Annotated in this window: 2 protein-coding genes; both read right to left on the bottom strand. The window is 73.6% G+C overall.

Features of this window, described 5'->3' with window-relative positions:
• Positions 1-1,350, bottom strand: a 1,350-nt coding sequence (locus AOK16_RS15185; RefSeq protein ID WP_055472785.1) for an ABC-F family ATP-binding cassette domain-containing protein, incomplete at its 3' end; no start/stop codon positions are given.
• An 89-nt stretch (positions 1,351-1,439) separates the two neighbouring features.
• Positions 1,440-2,321 (bottom strand): 4-(cytidine 5'-diphospho)-2-C-methyl-D-erythritol kinase, encoded by an 882-nt coding sequence (locus AOK16_RS15180; RefSeq protein ID WP_079101406.1) that lies wholly within the window; start codon positions 2,319-2,321, stop codon positions 1,440-1,442.
• Position 2,322 lies beyond the last annotated feature (1 nt).

Raw genomic sequence — 2,322 nt, 5'->3', positions numbered from 1 at the left:
GTCGAGGTCGTTGGTCGGCTCGTCGAGGAACAGGACGTTCGGCTCGTCCATCAGCAGGCGCAGGATCTGCAGCCGCCGCCGCTCACCGCCCGACAGGTCCCCGACCGGCGTCCACTGCTTCTCCTTGGTGAAGCCGAACTTCTCGCACAGCTGCGAGGCCGTCAGCTCCCGGCCCTTGCCGAGGTCGACACGCTGCCGCACCTGCTCGACGGCCTGCAACACCCGCCAGGACGGGTCGAGTTCGGCCACCTCCTGCGAGAGGTAGGCCAGCTTCACCGTCTTGCCGACGACGACCCGGCCCGCCGCGGGCTGAACCTCCCCGTCCGTCCGGGCCGCCCGCTCCATCGCGCGCAGCAGCGAGGTCTTGCCCGCGCCGTTCACCCCCACCAGGCCGATGCGGTCGCCCGGTCCGAGCTGCCAGGTCAGATGCTTCAGCAGCACCTTCGGGCCCGCCTGGACCATGACGTTCTCCAGGTCGAAGACCGTCTTGCCGAGGCGGGAGTTCGCGAACCTCATCAGCTCCGCGGTGTCCCGCGGCGGCGGCACGTCCGCGATCAGCTCGTTGGCGGCCTCGATGCGGAACCGGGGCTTGCTCGTACGGGCCGGGGCGCCGCGCCGCAGCCACGCCAGCTCCTTGCGCATCAGGTTCTGGCGCTTGGCCTCCTCGGTGGCGGCGATGCGCTCGCGCTCGGCGCGGGCGAAGACGTAGTCGGAGTAGCCGCCCTCGTACTCGTGCACCGCGCCGCGCTGCACGTCCCACATGCGCGTACAGACCTGGTCCAGGAACCAGCGGTCGTGGGTGACGACCACGAGCGCCGAGCGGCGGACGCGCAGGTGGGCGGCGAGCCAGGCGATGCCCTCGACGTCGAGGTGGTTGGTGGGCTCGTCCAGGACGATCAGGTCCTGGTCGGCGATCAGCAGCTTGGCGAGCGCGATGCGGCGGCGCTCGCCGCCGGACAGCGGGCCGATCACCGTGTCCAGGCCCTCGGCGAAGCCGGGCAGGTCCAGGCCGCCGAAGAGGCCGGTGATGATGTCGCGGACGCGGGCGTCGCCCGCCCACTCGTGGTCGGCGAGGTCGCCGACCACCTCGTGGCGGATGGTGGCGGCCGGGTCGAGCGAGTCGTGCTGGGTGAGGACACCGAGGCGGAGGCCGCCGGCGTGGGTGATCCGGCCGGTGTCGGGGGTCTCCAGCTTGGCGAGGATGCGGATCAGGGTCGTCTTGCCGTCCCCGTTGCGGCCGACGACGCCGATGCGATCGCCCTCGTTGACGCCGAGGGATACGCGGTCCAGGAGCGCGCGGGTGCCGTACGTCTTGCCGGCGGTCTCGACGTTGACCAGGTTGACGGCCATTTCACTCCTGTACGAGGGGCGTCCCCCCATCCGAGGAGGATCGACCTACCAGCGTATAGGGCGCCGCGGGCCCCCCGGTGTCCGTGGGCCTACAGGAGGGTCGCGCCTGGGGCTGGGGACGGGGCTCCTCGGGCTGTGCGGCAGGTGCGGGTGGCGGTCAGGGCTTCCGCCAAGGCCTTGGCCGCGGGCTCGTCCCGGGTCAGGAACGCGCAGGTCGGGCCCGAGCCGGAGACCAGGGACGCCATCGCGCCCGCCTTCTCGCCGGCGACGAGGGTGTCCGCCAGGGAGGGGCGGAGGGAGAGCGCGGCGGCCTGGAGGTCGTTGCTCGTACCGCCGGCCATGATCGCGGAGGCGAGCGCGGCGAGATCCCCCTCCGCGAGCGCGTCCAGCAGCGCGGGAGACGGCTCCGGCGCCGGGACGGAGCCGACGTCCGCACCGCGCCCGCACTCCGCGCGCAGCCGGTCGCACTCGCGGTAGACCGCCGGCGTCGACAGCCCTCCGTCCGCCATCGCGAACACCCAGTGGAACGCGCCGCCCACCTCCAGCGGCGTCAGCCGCTCCCCGCGGCCGCGCCCCAGCGCCGCCCCGCCCACCAGGCTGAACGGCACATCGCTGCCCAACTCGGCGCAGAGGGCGAGGAGTTCCTCGCGCGAGCAGCCCGTCCCCCACAGCGCGTCGCACGCGACCAGCGCTCCCGCCGCGTCGGCGCTGCCGCCGGCCATGCCCCCGGCGACCGGGATGTCCTTGGCGATGTGGATCTCCACATTCGGCGCCAATCCCCGCCGGGAGGCGAGGAGTTCGGCGGCCCGGGCCGCCAGGTTCGTACCGTCCGCCGGGACCTGGTCCGCGTCGGCCCCCGACACCGTCACCCGCAGGGCGTCCGCCGGGCGGACCGTGACCACGTCGTACAGGCCCACCGCCAGGAAGACGTTCGCCAGGTCGTGGAAGCCGTCGGGGCGCGCCCCGCCCACC

This window comes from Streptomyces pathocidini (assembly GCF_001418495.1).
GTDB classification, from domain to species: Bacteria; Actinomycetota; Actinomycetes; order Streptomycetales; family Streptomycetaceae; genus Streptomyces; species Streptomyces pathocidini.
The sequence above is the reverse complement of the archived record's forward strand: the minus strand, read 5'-3'. Positions and strand labels throughout refer to the sequence as shown.